The organism is Candidatus Ichthyocystis sparus (assembly GCF_900078745.1).
Classification (GTDB): domain Bacteria; phylum Pseudomonadota; class Gammaproteobacteria; order Burkholderiales; family 2013Ark19i; genus Ichthyocystis; species Ichthyocystis sparus.
In genome coordinates, this window is sequence record NZ_FKII01000082.1 from 1 (window position 1) to 18,280 (window position 18,280).

The following is an 18,280-nucleotide window of genomic DNA, read 5'->3' on the forward strand; positions in this document are numbered from 1 at the left end:
AGACTGATGTTAGAGGGGGGGAGAGGGAAGGGGGGGGGAGAAGAGAGCGAGAAATGGAAGTACAGCAGAGACACGGAAGAGAAGGAGAGTGAGAGAGGAAAGGAGAATAGAGGCAGAAGCGAAAAGGAGGGCTATGGGGGTGATGTTGGAAGATATAGAGAGAGAGAATAGGGAGATATTGAGGGCTGCTGAGGAGGAGATGAAGGCAAGGAAGAGGGTTCAGGAGAGCAGTAGTGTATTTATGGCTAACGTGGAAGCATTGAGAATTGCTAGAGAAGAGATGGCATCTAGAAAGAGAAAGTTGGCAAAAGAGGGCAAAGGTGCAGGTAGGAGGGCTCGTATGCCAAGAGAGAAGATGGTTATAAATGAAGGCGAGGCGTTGGGAGTGAAAGAGAAAGAAATAGCGTTAGCGAACGCTGAGGTATTTAGGGTTGCTGCTAGAGAAAGGGATGCTATTCTCAGGGAAAGAGAAGAGAGAGCGGCAAATAGGAGAAGACAAGGTGAGATAATACAAGAGGCGGAAAGGATGATTGTGTTGACAAGGTTGAGAGAAGTGCCGCTACGGGGTTTTGATATGATGAGAGAGAAATCGGGGAATAAAGATGGTAGAGGTGGATTGGTAGACAAAAGGAGAGTTGAGAAGGGAGGGGAAGGTAGTTCTAAAGGTATGGAGAAAGAAGTATTAGAAGAAGGAGAAGAAGGAGAAGAGAGAGAGGAAGACTCATAGTGGATGTAGATGTAGTTCTTTGGTAAGTGTGGTGGATATCGAGTTCAAAAAAGTGAGCTTGGACGCGTAGTTATTAAGGTATCGGCTGTTGAGTTAGTGAAATTAGTCACGAAGACAAGGAAGTATGTATTCCGTACTTATGGGGTGGTTAAGTTGATCGAGGGTGACTGTGATATAAGAAAAGAATTGTCAGGTGGTATGTTGATATTATTCGAAGATACAATCTCCAAATATAGAATGAGGTTATGAGATAGGGTTCTGGTATCTAAATTGGGTAGGATTAAATTGTTGGGTGCAGGCTTGCATTTGTGCTGGTGATGTAATTTAGTGGGGGTGTTGCTTAGGTATGTTTTGTGTAACTGAACTGTACTGTTTTCTTGCGAGTTAGCTTTAGTAGGGTGGGTTTTTGGGTGTTCAGGATATAATACGCTGCACTAATGCAAAAAGTTACGGCACTAGATCTTAAAATAAAGTCTCTAGTGGAAAGCACGGGAGATATTTATAAGCGTATGGACGGTATTGCGGTAGTAGTGTGGCCAGGAGGAAGTAAGAATGGTGGTTTAAAGTGTTAGAAATAATGTTATTAACTACAGATTAGTGTTAGAAGGTTTTTTATTTCTAATGGCTGGATCGGGGGGTGTGGAATAAGTTTTATGGGAGATATCTATTTCATGTTGAGCTAGCAGTTGCTTTAGTGGTGCTAGTAACGGAAGTTTTAGAGGGGGGGTATTCGATGTACGGGGCTAGTGGCAGATTATGTGCTTGAGAGTGGGACTCTAGGGAAATGAAATATCATAATGCTGTTGCCACAGTTCTAAATTGGTGAATTCCTTGTTAAGAAGTGCATCAATTTAAGAATTGTTGATCACATCTAGAATAGATCCAATATCAAAGCAGGATAGTCAAGCATTACATATAAATGCAAGTAGTGTATGTAGAGGTTTATTTTGGGTAAAGAGTTAGTGTGGATTTTGAGATTGACCCGGGGTACTTCTTTCTATTAACTGGAGGAGTTGGTGTATCAAGAAAAAAACAAGAATTGCAAGAATGGTATTGTTTATTCTTGGTAGTTTTAATACTTTTATATTGTGTATTTAGGAATGGGTTAGAGTACACGTAGCACCTTATTTTTAATAATTATCCTACCTACGGTATTATGATTAATTTATATGTAATAAAAGACTATATTGAGCATAGTGCAAAAAATAGTTGTAGTATATTAGTGGTTATTATTACTTACGGGTAATGTGAGCAAAAAAGGAATAGCGGTTTTAATTTAAATGCAATAAACATTAAGATTTGAGTTAGAATTGATACAAGCCGTGTAACGTGGTTTTGTTAGTGCCGTAGACATACATCAGTGTATTGATTGATGATGTGCTTGCGTTATGTGTTCTAGATGTGTGCTATCTTTATTGACAACAAACGTGGCTATTCTGGGAGGTGGTGTGGTATTAACTGATCAACGTTTAGTGTATGGGTGGTTGCGCATTAGGATTGGTATATTGGTATATTGGGAGAAATATAAAGGTCTTTAGCAGATTAAAATAATTGCATTAGTTAGCTTGCCATTTATTAGATGCGACGGTCGTGCCTATAGTTAGTTTTTGTTATGTTCTAATTAATTTGCGTGATTATTTACTTGAGTACTTTCATCAAAGTGTCAGTGTGAGATAGTGTTTCTTGGGACTGGTGTATTGTTAAGTCCGTGCTACATCTGTTAAGTCATTTCAAATAAATTGCGGTGTTGGGGTTTGTTTCTTCAAGAGCAAGTATGCTTGTGCGTGACCAATCCATAAATAAGATTGGTGGTGGTTGTAGTTCTCCTAAAAGCAGTACTTAAATAACGATAAGAAGAGCAGTTAGCAGTAATTACATGCATTTGCTGTGGAGAAGTAGAATAATATCACAGGAACGAAGTAATTAGTAATCAATTATGTTATGTATGCATCTAACATTGTCCATCATATTAGCGCTTAATGAAATTGCGTTGGTATTTAGTACGGTTCCACTAAGTCTAATTACTATTGGTGGACAACAAGCAATGGTCCTGCATCTGAAGTGTTATACATTGGAGTTAGGGTACGATCATTTAATTTTATATACTGAGGAGAGATTAGATGAAAATGAATTGATTTGCTGTTGTTGCTATTAGATGCATTTTATTCATAAACAATAAGAACCACCATTCTAAATGGTAGTGTTTATTTTTTTATAAAAGTATAATTGCATGAAAAGTATACATAAAAGCACCAAATAAATTACAGTTTTAAATTGTATTTTCTATTTATTAATTAGATTTAAGAAATTGTTGGAATTACGCTAATAAGATTTTTAGTCTGGATATTAGCCATCAGTAATCCTACAAAGGTAATTGTAATAACTGAGGCTAATGTATAGGCGGCAATACTATTTGAAAGAAAGCTTTTACTATTACGTATTCGTTTAGATTAGGTTATTTATAAGATCTTAGATGTTGTGCCCCATCTGTAATTAACAAGTTGTTTTTTAATATGTGTGAGCCTGTATATTCTTGTTGAGAGTATTTTTCTTAGCTTAGAATGAGTTTCATGTGTGTTCTGATTAAATTAAAAAGACATGTTTGATATTAGTTGTATAAAGGTTTGTGCAGCATGTGTTATCCATAGAAAAACAATAAAACAAGGTGAGAATTAGAGAGCTAGAGTTATCTATAGAACTAGAACCACTGATATTTGTGAGGGCAAATCTTATAAAAAAACGGAAGTAGACTTACGGGAGAGGAGAAGGCTAAGTGAAGGGTGAAAAAGGAGAAATTAGATCTCCAGAGCTAGAAAGCGAGGGGGTACTTAGAGGGGTAAGGGAAAATGAAAAGTGCAAATATTACACCGGAAGTAGTATCGATACAGTAACCAGAGGAAGAGAGAGCCGATAGATTGACGGTACTGGAGGAGAGAATTATAAAGTCATGGTGAAGAAATGGTTCGGGAAAAATTTGCAATACTGAGGGAAGAAGAAGATGCAAAAACAGCGAGGGTAAAAAAACGGGGTACTGTTTAAAGCGAGAAGGAGAGTGATAAATAAAGTTGATGGGGCAATAAGTGTCCAGATGGTTGTTATATCCTGTACTTGAGGATGAAATGAGAGAGATAGCAATGCAGAGTACAATGATAGTGAAAGAGCAAATGCAAAGGAGAGCAAGCAATGAAAGCGGTGGTAGTAATAGAATTGGTAATGCAAATGGGTACTCGGTATAAATAGGTGATAATATAAGTGGGGGGTATTGTTTTCTTCCATATAGCAAGAAGAAAGGTACTAAATCTCGTTGTTACTTTGTTTCCTGGATTTACATATGTAACAAATTCAATAACAAGGTTAGTTAAGCATAAGTAATAAAGTGTAAGTGATTGAGCAAGTAGTTCTGAGGTTGGATAGATGATGTGTATAAGTGGGCACAACAATCAAGTGCATTAGAACAAAGAAAGTACATGATCTACTGAGATAGGAGGATTGTATAGCCACATTTAGCATGCAGGTTGGGGATGCGTATGATGAAACGATAAACGATATTTAGAGGTATATTTTATGGTACTCCACAGGCTTATTTTATATCGAGGTTAGTAGCTTGGATTTTGGACTAACAGGGAGAACTAGTTTGCTTTGAACTACTGGGAGAGTGGGAGGAAATCGAAAGCTAGAGTTTTGGAGGGACTAGAAGTAAGAGAGGCTAGGATGCTAGTTGTATAGGAAGATAAAGCGGAGGATGAGATTGGAAGATGAGAGGAAGGCTGAGAAAGAGAGGTTGTAAGAGATGAGGAGAGTGAAGATGAAGTAGGAGGAGGCGAGATGGGAGTGCTAGTAGAAGGGTGAAGAGAAAGAAGAAAAGATAGGATCCAGCTGAATAAAGAGCGATAATAACAAAGACTGGAGAGCTACAGCTGGAGCTAAGGAGAGTTGGATAATTAGAATTAGAGAGATTTGGGTAGAAAATAGAAGGCAGGAGCAGTGACTGAGGAAGAGCTAAAGCTAGAGCTAGTTGGAGTGAGATGATGTGCGATTATTAAGTAGAGGCGTGTGCAATTAGAGTATGCGAGGGAGCAACCTCTACAGGGATATGGGTGAATAAAAGTATACTGAAAGAGCTAAGTGGATATAAAGTTCGAGCAGGAATATACGGGATATTATAATAAGTGGTAGATGGAGAGGAGATAGTAAAGAGGAAGATTAGCGATGAAAACAAGAGATTTAGTAGAAGTAATAGTAAATGAATAAGCATTAAACTCATAGCAAGAGTGAGTTTGGGTACATAGGTAAGAGGGTAGTTTTCAGAAAGTCATGATTATAAGAGCAACAACATATGTTATATATATTAATATATGTAGAAATTGGCAGTTTTTATACTACGTTCTCCAGGTGCTGCGTTATTTTTGGTGACTAAAAGCGTAGCTATGACGGGAAGTAATATGTAGATTAACTACAATTGATCAAGACAGGTCGATCCTACGAAGCAAGTAATTATTTTTAAGTTGATTCTGTGCGCTATCTGTTTTTTTCTCCAAAATAATTCCACCAAAAATCTTATTTTTTTATCTTAAATATCACACAGCAATATTATTAAATAGGTTTCCATGTGGCAAAAGTATTGTATTTTTTCCCATTATTAGATTTAAGAAATTGTGGAAACTACCATTGCGAATTGATAAAGAGTATTAATCTGATTATTAGTAATTCTGCAAATGTAGTTGTAATAACTGAACCTAACAGTTGGGGGATAACATTACTTGGAAAGTGATTCTTTATGTCCTAGGCATGTTAGGTATATTTTCTTGTGTGTAGGGGCATCTAACTCTTAGGTGCTGTGTTTTTTTCTACAGCTGACAAGGTTGTTTTGTTTTTTTATATCTGCGAGGGTTTGTGTTTTTGTTAGGAGTGTTTTTTATTAGAGTAGGTGTACGTGTGTTCCAAAAGGAATATTAAGTTAAAAAGTTTGATGTTAACTGTAGATAGATTTGTCTACATAGTGTGATGTCGATAGAAAAAAACAAGAGAACAAGGATATGCATTAATGAAACGGAAATTAAGTAGTAGCGAGTCAAGTAATCTGAGTGATAACGATGTACAAGATGTTGTAGCTGAACAGGTGCAATCATCGAGTTCGTTAGAACAAATTACAGATTTCCCTGAGGAATGTGTAAGGTTGGCGCCTAGTTTAGCACTAGCATTGGGGATGAATCCTGGTGAAGCACTGGTTAGGGGTATGTTTTACAACACTCCTATGGCTGGTGTTGTGTCAAGTTTGGTAGATAAAATGTTGAAAGCTCATGAAGATCTGATTGGAGGTCTGGTCCTTGGAAGAGGAACCATCCTTGGATTGGAAGATAATTTAGATGAAGATGATTTTATGAGATCTAACGAAAGGTTGATAGAAGCGTTGATGGATAGCGTGGAGGCACCGGCTGCTGTGGCGATGGATGGTACAGATACGAGAAGAGGACGTCCATCAAGTGCACAAGGACATAGTAGTACAGCACCAGATGCTGAGGTTGGTTTCGTATTGGAGCCGCATTTGGCACGAGAGTTGGGGATGCAACGTGGTGAAATGATATTTAGAGGCATGTTTTATAATACCCAACGGGCCTTTCGTGTATCAAGGTTAGTGAGTCGACTTTTAAGCGAACAGGAGGAGCTAGTTCGTCGTAGCCTACTTGGGGATGGGACTAGTTCTGTCATCCGATATAGCGGCGAGGGTGTTGTTTTTTCTCCTCTTATAAAATCTAAAGCGGCAACAATACAAGCACTGGTGAGTAGCATGGAAGCACCCCTACCTGCAATAGTACCGGCAGTGATAGAGATAAGTTCGGATGAGGATTTGGAGGAAGGGAAAGCGGTAGAACATGGAACTAGAGCGGCTGAGTTAGATAATAGAGGAAAGCTGAGAGAGGCAGCTGAATCGGAGAGTGAGAAAGGCAAATTGGGAAGAGGTAGTGTGGAAGTACCAGCGGTTGTGGTGGTGGATGATGTAGATACGAGAGGACAGTCATCAAGTGCACAAGGACATAGTAGTGCAGTACCTGGTGCTGGGGTTGGTTTCTTATTGGAGCCCCATTTAGCGCGAGAGTTGGGGGTGCAACATGGTGAGATGATATTTAGAGGTACTTTTTATGGTACCCCACTGGCCCCTCTTGTATCACAGATAATAAATCGACTTTTAAGCGAACAGGAGGGACTGGTTCGTCGGGGACTATTAGGAGAGGGAACTAGTTCTGTCGTTCAATCCAGCGGCGACGGTGTTGTTTTTTCTGATCTTATAAAATCTAATGCGGCAACAATACAGGCGCTGGTAAGTAGCATAGAAGCACCACTGCCTGAAGAGAATTTGGAGAATAGAAGAAAGCTGAGGAAGGAGAGGATGATTGCTAGAGCGGAGCGTAGGGAGGACAGATTGGGAAGAGAGCTAGAGGGAAGGTTGGCGAAATTTGCAGGGAGTTTAGAAAAATTGGCAGTGGAGGAACGAGCAAGAGCGGAGAGAGCTATTAGAATAGCAAGATCTGAAGAGAGAATGGCGGCCCAAGCGCGAGCGCTGGCAGGAGTATCAGAGACAATAGAAGAAGTAATAGCAGCAGCAAGAGAAGAATATGTGGAGGAGGATTCGGAGTAAGTATTTTACATAATGGAGTTTATCAAAATAATAGGGTAGACCAGAGGGCAAGGGGGAAAATTAGATCTCTAGGAAGCGAGGAGGTGGTTTGTGCACTTTGTTGGGAGTGTTTTTTTGTTGTTATATTAGAGGGATGTGCTTGTGTTTCAAAAGAGTAAGAACAAGTGGACAAGCTTGATGTTAACTGGGGAGGTGTTTGTCTACGGAGTGTAGTGTTGATAAATAAATAAAAGAATAAGGATCTACATAAATGAAACGTAAATTAAGTATCACAAGTAGTGAGCCAAGTAGTCCGAGTGGTGGCGATGTACGAGATGGTGTATCTGAACAGGTACAACCGTCGAGTTCGTTAGAACAAGTTACAGATTCCTCTGATAAGTGTGTAAGATTGACGCCGAGTTTGGCACAGGTATTGGGGATGAATCCTGGCGAAGCACTGGTGAGGGGTATGTTTCACGGCACTCCTATGGCTGGTGTTGTGTCAAGTTTGGTAGATAAAATGTTAAAAGCTCATGAAGGTCTGATTAAAGGTCTGGCCCTTGGAAGAGGAACTATCCGATTGGGGGATGATTTAGATGAAGATGGGTTTATGAGATCTAACGAAAGTTTGATAGAAGCGCTGATGGATAGTGTGGAAGCACCAGCGGTCGTGGCACATAGTGGTGCGACACCCGCTGCTGGTTCGGGTTTTGTATTGGAGTCGCGTTTAGCACGAGAGTTAGGTATGCAATGTGGTGAAATGATATTTAGAGGCTCTTTTTACGGCACCCCACAGGTTTTTCTTGTATCAGGTTTGGTAGATCGGCTTTTAAGAGAACAGGAAGAACTAGCTAGCCGTGCACTATCAGGAGAGGGGACTAGTTCTGCTGCTCAATCTGGCGACGGCGGTGCTATCCGTGCTCTTATGGATTCTAACGCGGTAACAATACGAGCACTGCTGAGTAGCATGGAAGGACCTCTTCCTGCGGTAGCATCAGAAGTGATAGAAATAAGTTCGGATGAAGAGTCGGTAGAGGTATTGGAAGTAGGGGAAATGGAGGAATGTAGCACTGGAGCACATGAGGAGTCAGGTAAGGCGTCTGATAGAGTGATGGAAGATATTGTGGTGACAGAAGTAAGTTTGGATGAAGAGTTGGCAGAGGTATTGGAAGGAGGGGGAATTGCTGAATGTAGCACTGGAGTACATGAGGAGTCAGGTAAGGAATCTGATAGAGAGGTGGAAGATACTGGGGTGACTGGAAGAAGGGAGCTGAAAGAGAGGAAGATGGCCGCTAGGATGAAGGCGTTTGCAGCAATGGAAGAGAGAGTTAGAGTTATTGATGTTGCAGCTATGTTAGAAAATATAGAGAAATCTAATAGGACAATACAAGAGAGAAGGAGGGAGAGGATAGAGTCCTCTAGAGAGAAGAGAGAGGCCGCTAAAGCGGAGAAGAAGAAGGCCAAATTGGCAAGAGAGTTAGAGGAAAGGTTAGCAGAATTGGCAGAGGAGGAACGGGCAAGAGTAGAGAGAGCTGTTAGGGTGGCAAGATCAGAGGAGAGAATGGTGGCTCAAGCGCTGGTTCAAGCGCGAGCGTTAGAAGAAGTACCAGAAGTAGTAGAAGAAGTAGTAGCAGCAGCGAGGGAAGAAGCAGGAGAATCTGCAGAAGAAAGGTCACGATGGGAAGCAGCACTGTGTGATGGATCAGGGCTCAAGATGAAAATAAAAAAGAAGTACAGGAGTAGCGATGGATAGGCATAAGAAAAATTTGTTACCTTATACCTGCAACATATGTGGCAAGAATGTGGATGATTAATCTCAATGGTCTCTCTGTTTCCTGTAAAAACGGTTAGTGTTTGTGCGGCTCTAATGGCACGTTTTGTAACTGGTGTTGCTATATTAGTAGACAGTTAGAGGTAGTTCTATCTATTAGAAAAATAAATGCATATGCAGTTTGTCCGTTAGCTTTTAAAGCGATTGCGGGTAGATTTGCTGGGGCTGTGATATCAGATTCTGCATGTAGAAAAGAAGTATTGTGGCAGTATCTTCTATGTCTGGAATTTATTGAACAAAATGTTAAGTGAAATAAAGTCTCAAATGGGAGGGTATTTGGGATCGGTAGATACACAGGGGCTGTAGCAGTAGAGTAAATAATAAGCACGGACAAAAATAATTAAAAAGAGTACTTTTAGGATTAGAAATAATATCAACTACGTACTAGTGTGTCCCATCTTCAATGTCTAGCAAGAGTACCGGAACAAATTTCATTATTTAATATTTAATGTAAATATTGGCAAGGAAGTAAATTGCCATACTTGCTATTAAGATATTGCTTCTACAATAGTGTGTTAGTGCATACCTTTTTAAAAAGTGCGTCGGGTTTAATTGGTAATCATTTACATCTACAATATATCCAGTAACAAAACAGCCTAGTAAACATCAAAACAGTGTGGATAAAAGCGGGAATTGCAAGAACATTGTTTCTTGATGATCTTAATATTCTCACATTGTATATTAAGCATGAATTAGAGGCAGACGCACAAGATTAATTTGAGGATGTTACAATTTTGGTTCGTGTATAGAGGTAGACGTTACTGTTGCAAGTGATATAGTAGCTAGGAGTAAGGATATAGATACAGATATGCTGAGCACATGTGTGTATTCAGGCTATAGTTATATTATGTGCAATGCTAGGAATATTTCATATAGATTACTATCATTACTCCGCATGACATAAAAGTACTATATTGCAAAAATAGTTGTAATGTAATCAATAATTATTGTTGCTTACGGCCAGAGCAAAATAATTGCAGCTTCAGTTTAAATATAATGATGGTTAATATTTATACTGAATTAAACATATGTGGTATAGCTTTGTTAGTACTGTGTAAATACATCATATAACATATTGATGATGTGTTCTCATTAATGAACAGATAAGAGCTAGTTTATTGGATATCATGATTATAATAGCAACGCCGTCTAATATATATAGTAATTAACACCTTGCTCTTCGTATTTTGGATGCTGCGCTGTTTTTGGTGACGATAACGCAGCTCCCAGGAAGTAATATGTTATCAACTCTGGCTGATTAGTATTAGGTAAAGATGAAATGAAATGATTTGCTGTGTATATTAATCTTATGCATAAACAGTAATTATTGCTATTCTAGTCGTTGCCTATTTTTTTGTTCAAATGATTCCACACAAAAATATTAAACGTCACACCATGAATTAAGGTTTTATGTTGCATTTTTCCTATTAATTAAATTTAAAAGATTGTGAAAGATACGCTTGCTAGTTTATAAGTGCTCTTAATCTGACTATTAGTAATTATGCAAAGATAATCGTAATAACCAAGCTATAATTTATAGGGGTAACAGTGTTAGTTAAAAAGAGAGTTTTTACTTACTCAGCATGTTACGTTTATTATCTTATATGTAGATTTACATATAATTCCTAGATGCTATGTTATTACCTATAATTTACAAAGTTATTTTTTATGTGTGCGTTGTTCTGTATATTTTTGTTGGAGGTATTTTTTCTTATAGAGGTGTGCGTGTGTTCTAAAAGGTTTATTAAGCTAAAAAGCAAGCTTGAGCTTTATATTAACTATAGAGGGGATTGTTTACATAATGTGATGTCAATATAAGGAAAAAACAAGGAAATAAGGACTTTGTACTAATGAAGAGGAAATTAAGTAGCACAAATAGTGAACCAAGTAGCCCTAGTAATAACGATGTACTAGGTAATGTAGATGGGAAGGTACAACCGTTAAGTGAATTAGAATTAGAACAAAGTGCAGGATCTTCTAACACAGGAGGTTTTTTATTAGCGCCACATTTAGCAAGATCGTTGGGGATGCAATCTGGTGAAATGCTATTTAGAAGTATGTTTTATGGCACTTCACGTGCTTCTCTTATATCAAATTTAGCAGTTCAACTTTTAAACGAACAAGAAGAGCTAGTTCGTCGTGAACTAGGAGAGGGGACTAGTTCTGCCATTAGACTTGGTGACAGTGGCGGTGCTCTTGCTTTTATGGCCTCTAACGAGGCAACAATACAAGCGCTGCTGGATAGCATAGAAGCACCTCAATTTGCAGTAGTACCGGCAGTGATAGTAGAAGGTGTTGATACTATCGGTGGTAAAGAACCAAGTGAACCAAAGGCAGTAGAAGTTGTAGATGCTATGTATTGGCGAGAACCAGGGTCAGATGTATCAGAGTCGGTGTCATTGGAAGGTGTGGATTCTAGGTATTGGCAAGCACCAAGTGCATCAGAACAGAGTACTAGAGATTGTAATGAAGGGTTAATGTTTGCAGCGGATTTATCGCTAGAGCTGGGGATGTACCATGATCAGGTTCTATGTCAAAACACGTCTTATGGCACTCCACAATCTAATATCTTTTTAGGAATAGCAAGTCAACTTCCAGCAGTTCAAGAAGATTTATTGTGCAATCAAGCACTAGAAAGATCTGGTGCAACCCAAGAAGCAATTAGATTTGGTTACGAGGACACTGCTGCTCTTATGGCAGCTAACGAAGAATTAATGCAAGCTCCGATGACTAGTATAGGATTACCTTCATTTACAGCAGTATCGAAAGTGATGGTAGTAGATTCGGAAGAGGTGTTAGCAGATGAAAATTCGTTAGAGAAGTTGGAAGAAGGGAGATTGACAGATCTAGATAACGAGGAAATATTGAGAATAGCAAGAAAAGAGATGGTGGAGACAGAAAGGCTGAGAGCAGAAAGTAAAGCAGAGAAAGCGAGAGCAAGAGCAGAAAGAAAAATAATGATGCAGGAAGCGAGAGCGGCGAGAAGTGCAATGGAAGGGAAAGTAAGAGCAGAGAGAGGGAGAAAGCAGGAAGCGAGTACGGTGAAAATGCTAATGGAGGAGAAATTGAAGGAGGAAAGAAGGGCGGAGAGAGAGAGAAGAGAGGTTGTGATTATGCAAGAAAGGGTGGAGAAAGCAAGGTTTGCAAGACTGGAAGCGGAACGTAGAAGAGAAGAGGCGAAGGAAAGGGGGAGAAGGAAGGAAGAAATGGCACTAAAAGTAAGACTAGAAAAAGAGAGAGAGGCTATGGAGCTAAAGAGGGCGAAGGAGATATGGAGAGTAGGGCGTGAGGAGAGGGAGAGAGAGGCACGGGAAGCGAAAGCGAGGAGAGAGAAAGCAGTACGGGAAGCTAGAGCGAGTAGAGAGAGAGTGGCACAGGAAGTGAAAGCGGAGAGAACAAGATTGGCAATGCTAAAAGCGGAATGCAGAAGAGAAGGAGAGGGGGAAAGGGAAAGAGTGAGGGAAGAAAAGACGATATTAGAAGTAGAACTAGGAAGAGAGAAAAGCGATGGAGCTAAAGAGGATGCAAGGGGCACGTAGGGTAGAATGGGAAGAGAAAGCGAAGGCGGCACAGGAAGCGAAAGCAGAGGGAGATTGAAAGAGGCAAGGAGAGCTAGAGTTAGAATTAGATGTAGTGGGAGCGCGGGAAGCGAGATCTAGGCCTGGGGTTGGATAAAGTAAGATCATACTTGCACACGCGATGAATCTAGGTAGAGAGATTTGTACAAATATAGCAATGCCAGGAGAAATTGCTACAGAGTAGAGATGAGGAGGGATAGACTGAAGAAGCTGAATAGAGACAAAGCTCGGCAAGATCTAGAGTTGGGTGGACTGAAGGTTAGAGAGGGAGATCAGGGTTAGGATATTAGTATAAGAAGAAGTGTCAAACTTGTAGTGAGAGTGATTGAGGGTATAGCCTTTATTATGCGTAGATGAATATAAAAAAATGAAAGCCGATCCCATTTTGGTGTAGAACTAGGTTGCATAATTTCTGAGGTGTCTCAATTGAGCGCAGTCTAGCGCTTATGTTGGGGGACAATTCGGTAATCTTTAGGTCTCATAATATAATAACACACGATGGAGACTATATTGATATTGGGAGGCGTAACGGCGCCATCTTGGAAGCAATGAAAGAAGTAACAATAGTAGAAGAATAGGCAGAAATAATAGTTAAAGTAGAGGCAGTGATATCAGTACATATTTTGTTAGAAGGAGGAATTTTTTACTAAAATAAGTACGTAGTTACTGATTTTTACTGCTACGTTGTTTTTTCCTGTAGAGCTGTTATGTGGGCTTTTTTAGTTAGTTAAGTCTTGTATAAGTGAAGTGACGGCCAATATAAACGTCAAAATTACGTTTTGTAATTATGAAACTGAAGGCAGGTGCAGGTTTGTTGAGAGTGTCAGTTTAATAATAATTATGGTAGTTTATTTACATTAATAGATAGATCTGACAACAAATCAGTCTGGTCAGGTATTGCGGATAGATGCAGATAGTGAGGATAAAAGATTTATCTTAGATGCAAAGTTTGGTACTAATTTTTGGAGGACCATTGTACCTGTAAGTTTGTACAGCGCCAGAGTAAATACATAAAAAAAGTAATTACAAAGAAGGTGTTGCTTATTCTTCCTTTATAGTTCTTAGTAATAATACTTTCGTATCATATATCGAACATGCGTTATAGGTGCGAAGGTGATTAGTTTAATAAAATTACAGTTTTGTTTTCTGTGGTGATTTTGTCAGTAGAGGCCAGAGGTATTATTAAAGTGTTACTGCCGTTTCATTATTTAGGATGATGTACAGTGATTGTGTACTCTTTAAGGGAGGTGTATTGATGGGTAGTTAATCTTAATCTATATATATTATATCCAAACAAGAGATTTAAGAAGAAGAAAACTATTATAACTAAGTGATAATTATACCTATACCTGGGTATGTCTAAGTAGCAGTGGGGCAAGGTATTGGGCAATGGGATTGACATGAATGATGTTGTGATTATGCGTATCCTAGTACAAGCATCGCGTCTATAATTAATTGTTTATGTTTAAGCATTGGTCTGGTATTGGTTAGAGAGAATAAAATTAATTAAAATTAATTTGCTATAGCTGTATTTAATCTTGTGCGCAAGCAGTAACCGTTGTTATCACAGGCGGTGCTAGTTTTTATTGTTGGAATAATTACGCCAAATACTACACAATATATACAAAGTAAATTGCGGCTTTATATTGAATTTTTTCCATCCATTAAAGTTAATTGTGGAGGATATACTGATCAGTAAAGATTCGTAGTTTGGGTTGGGTATCAGTATCCTACAAAGAGTATCCTACAAAGTAAAGTAATTCCAATGATTAGACCTGACGTATGGAGCAAAGTGCTAATTGAAGAAGTATTTTACTGACATCAGCATGCTGAGTGTCTGAGTGTATTCGCTTAGATGTACATGTGTTCTAAAAAGTATAAATTGTAGAGAGATTTGTATACATGGAGTGGTGTCAATAGAAAGAGAAAAACAAGAAAATAAGGACTATAACTAATGAAACGTAAATTGAGTAGCACAAATAGTGAAACAGGTGGTATGGAGGGCAATGATGAACGAGGTGATGTAGATGAGCACTCACAATCGTCAAGTGCACCAGCACTAGAACAAAGTGCAGTGTCTACTGCTGCAGGGGGGGTTATATTAGATCCACATTTAGCAAGATCGTTGGGGATGCGTCCTGGTGAACCGCTGTTTCGAGGTATGTTTTATGGTACTCCGCAGGCTCCTCTTGCATCAGATTTAACTACTAAACTTTTAGATGAACAGGAGAGATTGTCTATCCTCAAATCCGGAGAGGGAACTAGTTCTTCCACCCAACATGTTGGAAGTTGGCTTGTTAATCTTATGGAATCTAACCAATTAGTAATACAAGCGCTGCTGGATAGCGTAGAAGCACCTACACCTCTTCCATTTACGGTAGTACCAACGATGGCAGTGGGAGGTGCGGATACTATGCGTGGTAGAGGGGAATCAAGTGTACAAGAGGCAGTGACAGTAGGGGATGTAGGTAGTAGTACTGTGTATTGGCAAGCGCCAGGTGCAGCAGAACGTAGTACCAGAGGTCATGATGGGGAGTTTATGTTGGCACCAGACTTAGCACGATCACTGGGAATGCTCCCTGGTCAAGGGCTACGTCGAGGCATGTTTTACGGTACCCCAACATCTGATATTGTTTTAGAGATGATAGCCCAATTTTCAGAAATTAGGCAAGTTTTATTGCGCGATCAAGAACTAGAAAGAAGAGCTGCTTTGATCACGGGGGGAACGAGCTTTGATTGGGAATATACTGCTTCTCTTATAGAAACTAATGGAGAATTGATACATGCTCTGATGGCTAGTATAGAATCACCTCTACTCACATCAGCGCCGGCATTACCTACATCGGCTCCAGCATTACCTACATCAACGCCAGCATTACCTACATCAGCGCTAGCATTGACAGCAATAGAGTATGAAGAGAATTTATTAGAGGAATCGGAAGAAGAGAAGCTTAAGAAACAGGCAGATAAAAAGGCAAAATCTGCGCAGCTCAGGAATGAGAGGAGAAGGATGTCGAGAGCTGAGAAGAGAAAGGAAGAGGTGTTGGAGAGGGAGATGCGGAATAAAGAGGAGGCTATGAGGCTAGAGGAGGCGAGAGCTATAGGGAAAGCTGATATAGAAGCTAGGGCAAAGGTTGCACGGGAAGCTAAAGCAAGAGCTGCACGGGAAAAAAGGAGACTAGGTAGAGAGAGACAGGAAATACTGAAGGCGGAAGCAACGGAGGAAGGGAGAGCTAGATTGATAAAGGGGTGGGAAGAAGAGGAAAGGAGATTGAAAGAGGAGAAGAGTAGAGAGAAAGAGGAACTTAGAATGAAAAGAGAGAAGGAGATCGAGTTACTAAATCAGAAAGAGAAAGAGAGGCGGCTAGAACTAGAAAAGATAGGGCTAGAACTAGAGAGGGAGAGAGCGGCGAGGGTAGAGAGACTTAATGCTAAGGCATTGGAGGAAAGGAGAGAAAGAGAGGCTAGAGAGGCTGTGGAAGTAGCTATGGAGCAAAAGAAAGCTGAGAAAGCCAGATTGGAAGAGGAAGCTAGAACGAAAGAAAGGGAGAGGGCTAGGCGATTAATTCAAGAAGAGAGTGAGAGAGCGCTAGAACTAGAAAGGAGAGAGCTAGAAATAGAGAGAGAGATTGCAGAGAGGATAGAGGGGGCGGTAACTAGATTGCTGGAGGAACAGAAGGCGAAGATAGCCTTGAAGGAAGAGATACTGGAGAGGGAGAGGTTGAAAGCAAAAAGTAAAGCGGAGAAGAAGGAAATGAAGAAGGCAAATATAGCGGCGAAAAGGGGTGCGATGTCGATGGTATTAGAAGATAGAGTGGAGTTTTTAGATATTAACCTATCCACGTCAAAGGCCACACCTACACTCACCCCTCACAATGAGTTTAATACCTCTTCTTCTACTATTTCTAGTACCGCTCTTGCTCTCTAATTCCCAGTCTCTCTAACTCTAAAACTAGTCGCCTAGCCCTTACTCTTACTTTCGATAACCCTATCTCCAGCTCTAATTCTCTTATTCTTAGCCGAGCTCCCTCTTTACTTAGCTCTTTCAGTTTAGTTTTCTTCGCCTCCATCTCTTCCACAGTCGCCTCCGACATCATTCCACTTTCCCACATCTCTCTGTCTGAAACAATAGCATGTGCTCTCACCATATCTAATTCTGAGCTTAGATTTTGCTCTTGCACTCTCAATCCGTATAGTTGATACTTGTAAGGGGTAAAAAGGGATTTGATGCAAGAAATCTATAATCTGAAGGTAAGTGTATAGAGTATTACACTGGGGAGATATACATTCTTATACTGTCATGTGCGGTTTCTGTATCGTGTCAGAGGCATTTTACCTGGAATATTGGGAGTAGTACGGAATTTTTTGGCATTGTAAGATTCGAGCGACGACTAGTTAGCTGATGTTTATCGGTTGTGGTGGTGTGTCGGTGTTTAGTTTTTAATGGTTGGCTTGCGTTGTATTTACTTGAGTATTTGTCGGCCTTCTTTCTTATACACGAGGTGGTGATTTTGGTAATGTGGGGATTATTAAAACGATGTCGCCATGTTTGTTGTCTGTTATATCCTTCAAGATGAGGTGCAGTGTTTGTGTCTTTTTTTAAGATGGCATATCAATGGATGATTAATCTATGGATATACAAACGAGGGACCAAGTAAGAAAAAAATAGTCATATCCAAGTATTAGTTACAGGTAAATGATGGTATGAGTAGAGTACTACGGTGAGGAAATTAAATTGATGTAAATGAGTTATGTATACTATAGTATCGACATCGCGTCGGTTATTGTCTGTATCAAACATTGAGCTGTAATTGGAGAAAATAAAATTAATTTGCTGCAGGTGCATTAATTCTGGGCATGAGCAGTAACTGTTTTAAACATTACCTACTTTTTGCCCAAGTGATTCCATTCAAAAATTCTTCCGAAGCATTACACGACTAAGTATCATACAGTATTATAAAATAAATCATTTGAACATTTGAACTTTCCCCATTCGTTAATAAGTTTAAAGAATTGTGAAAACTACACTAATTAATAAAGAGCAATTTGGGCTTGGTTATTAGTAATACTGCAAGCATAAATGTAATAACCGTACCTAATGGATAGTTAAATAATGCTAATCGACGATGGGATTTTACTGACTCAAAATGTTAGATTTATCTGCTTAGATGTAGGTCGCATCTAGCTCTTATATAATATGTTTTCTCCATAGTTGAGTAAATTATTTTTTTATATGTGCGTGATCCTGTATATTTTTATTGTGGGTATTTTTTATTAGCGTAGATGTGCGTGTGTTCTAAAATTAAACTAAGGAAATAAGTTTGTTAATTGCAGGTAGGATTGTCTGCATGATGTGTTATCAATAGAAAAAAACAAGAAAATAAGGATTATAACTAATGAAACGTAAATTGAGTAGCACAAGTAGTGGGGCAAGTGGTCTGGAGGGTAACGATGAGCGGTGTGGCGTAGATGATGGGGCACAACCATCAGATGTACTAGAATTAGAACAAAGTACAGGATCTGTTGAT

10 protein-coding genes are annotated in these 18,280 nt (G+C 39.4%); 9 read left to right on the forward strand and 1 reads right to left on the reverse strand.

What is annotated here, in order from left to right; translation table 11 throughout:
• Positions 1 to 88 precede the first annotated feature (88 nt).
• The 9 genes from A6733_RS07980 (at position 89) to A6733_RS08000 (ending at position 16,680) form a co-directional block, all read left to right on the forward strand.
• Positions 89 to 727 carry a hypothetical protein gene (locus tag A6733_RS07980; RefSeq protein ID WP_092415391.1) on the forward strand — a complete coding sequence of 213 codons (639 nt, stop codon included), beginning with the start codon at positions 89 to 91 and terminating at the stop codon, positions 725 to 727.
• A 437-nt stretch (positions 728 to 1,164) separates the two neighbouring features.
• Complete coding sequence (locus tag A6733_RS09795; RefSeq protein WP_278183887.1) at positions 1,165 to 1,299, forward strand: hypothetical protein; 135 nt, start codon at positions 1,165 to 1,167, stop codon at positions 1,297 to 1,299.
• A 65-nt stretch (positions 1,300 to 1,364) separates the two neighbouring features.
• Positions 1,365 to 1,493 (forward strand): hypothetical protein, encoded by a 129-nt coding sequence (locus tag A6733_RS09800; protein WP_278183888.1) that lies wholly within the window; start codon positions 1,365 to 1,367, stop codon positions 1,491 to 1,493.
• Between the two features lie 2,007 nt (positions 1,494 to 3,500).
• Positions 3,501 to 3,641, forward strand: coding sequence for a hypothetical protein (locus A6733_RS09225; protein ID WP_175330629.1), 141 nt, complete (start codon positions 3,501 to 3,503; stop codon positions 3,639 to 3,641).
• 166 nt (positions 3,642 to 3,807) lie between these two features.
• Complete coding sequence (locus A6733_RS09230; RefSeq protein ID WP_175330628.1) at positions 3,808 to 3,963, forward strand: hypothetical protein; 156 nt, start codon at positions 3,808 to 3,810, stop codon at positions 3,961 to 3,963.
• 1,808 nt (positions 3,964 to 5,771) lie between these two features.
• Positions 5,772 to 7,364, forward strand: coding sequence for a hypothetical protein (locus A6733_RS07985; RefSeq protein WP_092403690.1), 1,593 nt, complete (start codon positions 5,772 to 5,774; stop codon positions 7,362 to 7,364).
• A gap of 250 nt (positions 7,365 to 7,614) precedes the next feature.
• Positions 7,615 to 9,096 carry a hypothetical protein gene (locus tag A6733_RS07990; protein WP_092460806.1) on the forward strand — a complete coding sequence of 494 codons (1,482 nt, stop codon included), beginning with the start codon at positions 7,615 to 7,617 and terminating at the stop codon, positions 9,094 to 9,096.
• Positions 9,097 to 11,024: 1,928 nt separating this feature from the next.
• A complete protein-coding gene (locus tag A6733_RS07995; protein WP_092415378.1) occupies positions 11,025 to 12,713 on the forward strand; it encodes a hypothetical protein in 1,689 nt (562 codons plus the stop codon).
• Between the two features lie 1,993 nt (positions 12,714 to 14,706).
• Complete coding sequence (locus tag A6733_RS08000) at positions 14,707 to 16,680, forward strand: coiled-coil domain-containing protein (RefSeq protein ID WP_092460808.1); 1,974 nt, start codon at positions 14,707 to 14,709, stop codon at positions 16,678 to 16,680.
• Here A6733_RS08000 and A6733_RS08005 read toward each other — a convergent pair.
• Entirely contained in the window at positions 16,658 to 16,900 is a 243-nt protein-coding gene (locus tag A6733_RS08005) for a hypothetical protein (protein WP_092460809.1), read from the reverse strand. The genes A6733_RS08000 and A6733_RS08005 overlap by 23 nt on opposite strands.
• Between the last annotated feature and the right edge of the window lie 1,380 nt (positions 16,901 to 18,280).